5 protein-coding genes and 1 pseudogene are annotated in these 5,888 nt (G+C 75.5%); 3 read left to right on the top strand and 3 right to left on the bottom strand.

Annotated features, from left to right (window positions below):
- A pseudogene (locus tag ACFWH7_RS20590) lies at positions 1-629 on the bottom strand (sensor histidine kinase); the annotation flags it as partial.
- A 176-nt stretch (positions 630-805) separates the two neighbouring features.
- On the opposite strand from ACFWH7_RS20590, the gene ACFWH7_RS20585 reads away from it, so the two are divergent.
- Positions 806-1,399, top strand: coding sequence for a GlcG/HbpS family heme-binding protein (locus ACFWH7_RS20585; protein WP_378219473.1), 594 nt, complete (start codon positions 806-808; stop codon positions 1,397-1,399).
- Between the two features lie 49 nt (positions 1,400-1,448).
- Here ACFWH7_RS20585 and ACFWH7_RS20580 read toward each other — a convergent pair whose 3' ends face one another.
- The gene (locus tag ACFWH7_RS20580) at positions 1,449-2,603 is read right to left on the bottom strand and encodes a DNA glycosylase AlkZ-like family protein (protein WP_378219471.1); all 1,155 of its coding nucleotides are present in this window, start codon (positions 2,601-2,603) and stop codon (positions 1,449-1,451) included.
- 28 nt (positions 2,604-2,631) lie between these two features.
- Entirely contained in the window at positions 2,632-3,321 is a 690-nt protein-coding gene (locus ACFWH7_RS20575) for an LmeA family phospholipid-binding protein (protein WP_378219469.1), read from the bottom strand.
- 117 nt (positions 3,322-3,438) lie between these two features.
- On the opposite strand from ACFWH7_RS20575, the gene ACFWH7_RS20570 reads away from it, so the two are divergent.
- Positions 3,439-4,224: an LLM class F420-dependent oxidoreductase gene (locus ACFWH7_RS20570; RefSeq protein WP_378219467.1), complete on the top strand. Its 786-nt coding sequence runs from the start codon at positions 3,439-3,441 to the stop codon at positions 4,222-4,224.
- A gap of 190 nt (positions 4,225-4,414) precedes the next feature.
- Positions 4,415-5,821 carry a multidrug effflux MFS transporter gene (locus ACFWH7_RS20565; protein WP_378219465.1) on the top strand — a complete coding sequence of 469 codons (1,407 nt, stop codon included), beginning with the start codon at positions 4,415-4,417 and terminating at the stop codon, positions 5,819-5,821.
- The last annotated feature ends 67 nt before the right edge of the window (positions 5,822-5,888 follow it).

The raw sequence follows: 5,888 nt of genomic DNA, 5'->3' as shown, positions 1-5,888 counted from the left end.
CTGGTGGGGTGGTTCCCGCGCGGGGGGCCCGCGCGCTCGCCCACGAGCCCCGCCTCGGGCCCGCCCCGGGCGGGCCGGGCCTGCGCCTGCGCGATCTGCTCCTGGAGCTGGACCCGTGCCGCCGCGTCGCGCTCCACGCGGTCGGTGACGAGCGTGAGGAGCACCGCGACGCACGGCGGGCCGACGAGCGCGGCCCAGTCGGTCCCGTCCGAGAGCCGCAGCAGCGCGACCGACGTCACGACCGCGACCTCCCCGACGAGCACGTGCGACCACGGCGGGCGGAACGCGAGGCGGCACACGAAGAACAGGGGCAGCGCGCACCACGCGAAGCTCGGGGCCAGGAGCGTCAGCACCGACCACGTCGCGAGGAGCACGAGGGTCGCCGCCCGCGCGGGGACCGACCGCGACGACGCGCGGCGCGACGCCACGAGGAGCGCCCCGTACGCGACGACCGTCACCGCGGCCAGCACCACGACGAGCTGCCAGCGGTCGTCCGCGCCGTGCCGCACGACGTACCGCGTCGTGGACGTCGCGACGAGCGCGAGGAACGTCGCGTGCACCCCGACGTCGAGCGCGCCACCGGCAGCGGGGCGAGCCTCTCCGGGAGGCACGGGCAGGTCGGTGGGCACCGACCCACGGTAGGCGCCCGCCCTGCCCCGGCACATCAGCCGATCGGACGAGACCCGCCGCGACGAACGGGGCAGCGGGCCGGACCCGATCCGCCGACGCGGCGCCCCGGACCCGCCGCGAAGACTGGTCACGACCCCGGACGTCCGCGTCCGACCACCCCGAGAAAGGCACCACCATGGCCGCCTCGCGCCTCCGCCCGCTGACCCTCACCGCCGTCGCGCTCGCGACCGCCCTCACGCTCACCGCCTGCACCGGGGGCGGGTCCGAGAGCGACGACGCGGCGGCCGACCAGCCCGCGCAGCCCGCCGCCGTCGCGGTCGCGGTCGCCGACGTCACGACGGACGAGGTCGTGCAGGTCGGCCGGCTCTCCGTCGCGGCGGCGCAGGAGGCCGCGGGCGCGGCGCTGGCCGCGTGCCAGGCCGAGGACCTCGGCTTCGTCAGCGTCGCCGTCGTCGACCGCGCGGGCCAGGTCCAGGCGCTCGTGCGCGGCGACGGCGCCGCGGTGCACACGCTCGAGGCCGCCCAGGCCAAGGCGTACACGTCGGCGGCGTTCGGCGCCGCGACGAGCGAGCTCGCGCCGCGCGCGGCCGGCGACGGCGCGACGGTCGCCGACCTGCCCGGCACGCTGTTCCTCCCGGGCGCCGTCCCGGTGAAGATCGACGGCGCGACGATCGCGGGCATCGGCGTCGGCGGCGCGCCCGACGGCATGGCGGACGAGGCGTGCGCGACGGCGGGCCTCGAGGCGTTCACGGGCCCCGCGGAGGGCTGACGCACCGGGGTCGGGTCGACCGGTCGGCCCGGCTCCACCGCGGTGCGGCTCAGGTGCGGCCGGCCCGCCCCCAGTGCGCGGAGACGGCGGCGACCTGCTCGGCGAACGCCGCCGTCTCCGCGGGCGTGGGCGCGCGGCGCCACTGCGGCTCGACCACGACGTCGCACGTCCCGACGACCCAGCGCCACCGCCCGACGACGACGCCGTCGACGGCGAGCCCGTGGATGAACGACCCGAGCCGGTCGCCGAGGTCGACGCCGTCGGCCACGACGACCGCGCGCGTCTCGCCGTAGGACGTGAAGAGCTCGTCGTAGCTCTGGAGCAGGTCGACCACCGGGCGGTCGGGGTCGCCGTCGGGCGCGAGGGCGCCGGCGAACGGCCCGGGCTCGAGCACCCGTTCGCCGGGGTCCGCGAGCCGCCAGAGCGTCAGGCCCTCGAACAGGCCCGACCCGGGCACCGCGACGACCTCCTCGCCCAGCAGGTCGAGCGCGTGCCGCACGTCGGTGAGCGTGAAGCCCGACCACTGCGCGACGTCCTTGACCGTCGCGTACGCGCGGCTCGCGAGGTAGCGGCGCAGCAGCTCGACGAGCGCGGCGTCCCGGTCGAACCGCTCGCCGAGCGGCCCGTATCCCGCCGGGACGCGGTCGTCGAACGCCGCGTACGTCTGCTGCTTCCCGTCGAGGGGCCCGCTGACCAGGAGACGGTCGAGCTCGGCGCGCATGAGCACGTAGCCGAGCGCGATGCCCTCGAGCGGGCGACCGTGCGCGGCGAGCAGGCCCGCGAGCTCGCGGCGTGTGCGCGGCCGCTCCTGCACGGCCCCGAGGACGAGGTCGGTCTCCGCGCCGTGCCCGTCCGTCCCCACCTGCCGGTAGAGCGTCCCGTTGGCCTGGTGCACGCGCGGCGCGGTGAGCTCGACGAGCCACCGCGCGTCGTCGGGCCGGACGAGGTGCCACGTGGGGCGCAGGACGTGCGTGCGCAGCACCTCCCCACGATCGCAGGCCGCGGCGGCGGCGGCCGCTCCGGGGCGCGCCTCGGGCACGAGCCGCCGTGTCAGACCCCAGAGCGACGGGTGGAACTCCTGGCCCTGCACCGCGACGAGGTGCCCGACGGCGGTCGGCACGTCGGGCAGGTCGGGCGAGCGCAGGCGGTGGGCGGCGAGGCGCGCCGCAAGCACGTGGCGCTCGTCCACGGGCGCCTCGCTCACCGCGTCTCCCCCGCCCCGGTCGCGACGGTCACGACGCCACCAGGTCCTCGGCGACGACGTCGGTCCCCGTCACCGTGACGCGCGCCCCGCCGTCGACGACGGACACGGCGTCGAGCGCGACGCCGGCGGGCAGGTCGAGCGGGACCCGCAGGTCGGACAGCGCGCGGGAGATCCCGGACGGGAGGTCGTCGACCGACACCGTCCCGAGGCCCGTGCGGACCGCGACGACGTCGACGGCGAGCTCGGCCGGACCGGACACGCGCGGAGTCACGTCGACCGTGATCGTCGCGCCCAGCAGGTCGAAGGCCAGCGACAGCACGTCGCCTGAGGCGGTGACGCCGACGTCCAGGCCGCTCTGCTCGGCCACGATCTGCTGCAGCGACTCGGCCGCGATGACCCCCGACGCGGTCCCGGACGCGATGCGGTACGGCTCCGACGTGCTCACGCCGTCGGCCTCGACCTGGAGGTCGGAGATCGCGTAGCCGCCGAAGGATGCGGAGTCCGCCGAGCCGGTGACATGCGTGAGCTCGCCGCGCGCGAGCTGCGTGAGGAACGGGAACCCCGTGATGTCGAGCTGCGCCCCGGAGACGTCGTCGGCCTGCTGCTCGAACGCCGTCACCGCGCCGCGCTCCGCGGCGCCGACCGCGACCCGGTCCGCCACGACGGCGACCGCCACGATCACCACGAGCGTCACGAGCAGGCCCACCAGTCGCTTCATGCGCCCACCCTAGGTCCGCCGACCATGACCGTGCCGTCGTTCCCGCGGTGTCGTCGCCCTCGTCTCCGCGCTCGAGAGCGCGCGACGTCGTGCTCCGCCGGGACGTAGATTCCCGACATGACCTCATCCCGGCACCCGTACCGCATCGGCGTCCAGCTCCAGCCGCAGCACGCCGACTACGCCCAGATCCGTGACGCCGTGCTGCGCGCGGAGGACCTCGGCGTCGACGTCATCTTCAACTGGGACCACTTCTTCCCGCTCACGGGCGACCCCGAAGGCAAGCACTTCGAGTGCTGGACCATGCTCGGCGCGTGGGCCGAGCAGACCGAGCGCGTCCAGATCGGCGCCCTCGTCACCTGCAACAGCTACCGCAACCCCGACCTCCTGGCCGACATGGCGCGCACGGTCGACCACATCAGCGGCGGTCGCCTGATCCTCGGGATCGGGGCGGGCTGGTTCGAGAAGGACTACGACCGGTTCGGCTACGAGTTGGGCACCGCGGGCGGGCGCATCGCCGACCTCGCCGAGGCGCTTCCGCGCATCAAGGCCCGCTGGGCGGCGTCGAACCCCACGCCGACGCGCGACATCCCCGTGCTCGTCGGTGGCGGCGGCGAGCGCAAGACCCTGCGCGTCGTGGCAGAGCACGCGGACGTGTGGCACTCGTTCGGCGACGCGGAGACGCTCGCGCGCAAGAGCGCGATCCTCGACGAGCACGGCGAGGCCGCCGGCCGCGACACCGCCACGCTCGTCGAGCGCTCGGTCGGCGTGTCACGGCCGCCGTCGGAGTCCGCGGACGCGCTCGTCGCTGCGGGCGCGACGCTGTTCACCGTCGGCACGAGCGGACCCGACTACGACCTCTCGCTCGTACGGGAGTGGGTCGCCTGGCGCGACGCCCAGGGCTGACGACCGCAGCGAGCACGACCTTGCTGCCGTTCTGAGGCTCGTGGCGACAGCAAGGTCGTGCTCGACGGGGCGGTTCGTCGTTCTCGACGGCGAGGTGCGCGTCCGAGCCTGAGGCCGCTCCACCGTCTCAGCATTCGATCGCGTACGGCGTCCGGGAACATGTGGCGCCCCGCGCGGGGTTGCCCCTGTCATGGCCTCCACTCCCCCCGCGACGCCGGCGCCGACCGCGCCCGTCGCCGCCCCGCCGGGCACCGGCTCCACGAGCCCCGCCGCCCCCGCCCGACCCGGGCGCATCAGCGCGGGGCTCGTCCTGCTGCTCTCCGCACTCACCGCGATCGGTCCGCTGACGATCGACCTGTACCTCTCCGCCTTCCCACGCATCGTCGACGAGCTCGGCACGACCGAGTCCCGCGTCCAGCTCACGCTCACCGCGACGCTCGCCGGGCTAGCGATCGGCCAGCTCCTCATCGGCTCGGTCTCCGACGCGATCGGCCGCCGCGCTCCCCTGCTCGTGTCGCTCGCGGTGTACGTCGCCGCGTCCGCGGGCATCGTGTTCGCCGGGTCGGTCGCCGCGCTCACCGGCTTGCGGTTCGTCCAAGGGCTTTCCGCGGCCGCCGGGATGGTGCTCTCCATGGCAATCGTGCGCGACTCGTTCGAGGGCTACCAGATCGGCAAGGTCATCGCGCGCCTCATGCTCGTCGTGGGCGTCGCGCCGATCCTCGCCCCGACCATCGGCGCCCAGTTCCTGCGGCTCGGGTCGTGGCGCGGCATGTTCGTCGCGCTCGCCGTGGTCGGCGCGGTGCTCTTCGTGCTCGTGCTGCTCCGCCTCCGCGAGACCCTGCCGGCCGAGCGCCGGCGTTCCGGCGGGACCGTCGCCGCCCTGCGCTCCTACGGCTCGCTCTTGGGCGACTGGTCGTTCATCGGCCTCGCGCTCATCGCCGGCTTCTACATGGCCGCGATGTTCACCTACATCTCCGCGTCGACGTTCGTGTTCCAGGACTTCTTCGGCATGTCGGCCCAGCAGTACGCGATCGTGTTCGGCGTCGGCGCGGTGTCCGTGACGGCGGGCAGCCAGATCAACGGTGCGCTCGTCGGCCGCGTCGCGCCCGAGCGCATCCTCCAGGGAGCGATCGCCGCCGGGTTCGTCCTCTCGGGCGGTCTGCTCGTCGCGGCGCTCGCCGGCGGCGGGCTGGCGTGGCTCGTGCCGCTCATCGTCCTCACGCTCGGCACCGCGGGCTTCGTGATGCCCTCCGTCCCGGCGATCGCGCTCGAGCGCAACGCCCACCGCGCCGGGAGTGCGGCGGCGCTCATCGGGGCCTTCCAGTTCGGCGTCGGCGCGGTCGTCGCGCCGGTGACCGGCCTGCTCGGCGGGTCGCCGCCCGTGACGATGGCCGCCGTGATGTTCGGCGTCGTCGTGATCGCCGGCGCGGTCCTTCTGGGCCTGCGCCACACGTTCGGCGCGCCCGTCCCCGACGACGCCGCCGACGCGCTCACCGCGCGCGACGCTGCTGAGGCCGGCAGCGCGACCGCCGTCGACGTCCCCGACGACGCCGCCGCGCTCGCCGAGGCGACGGTGCTCGCCGACCGCGGCGCCTGACCGCCCGCGACAGGCGCCGCTGACCACGACCCTGCTCGCGGTCGAGCACGACATGGGGGTCGTTGTC

Origin of the sequence: Cellulosimicrobium cellulans, assembly GCF_042723955.1 — a bacterium.
Taxonomy (GTDB): Bacteria; Actinomycetota; Actinomycetes; order Actinomycetales; family Cellulomonadaceae; genus Cellulosimicrobium; species Cellulosimicrobium cellulans_H.
The sequence above is the reverse complement of the archived record's forward strand: the minus strand, read 5'-3'. Positions and strand labels throughout refer to the sequence as shown.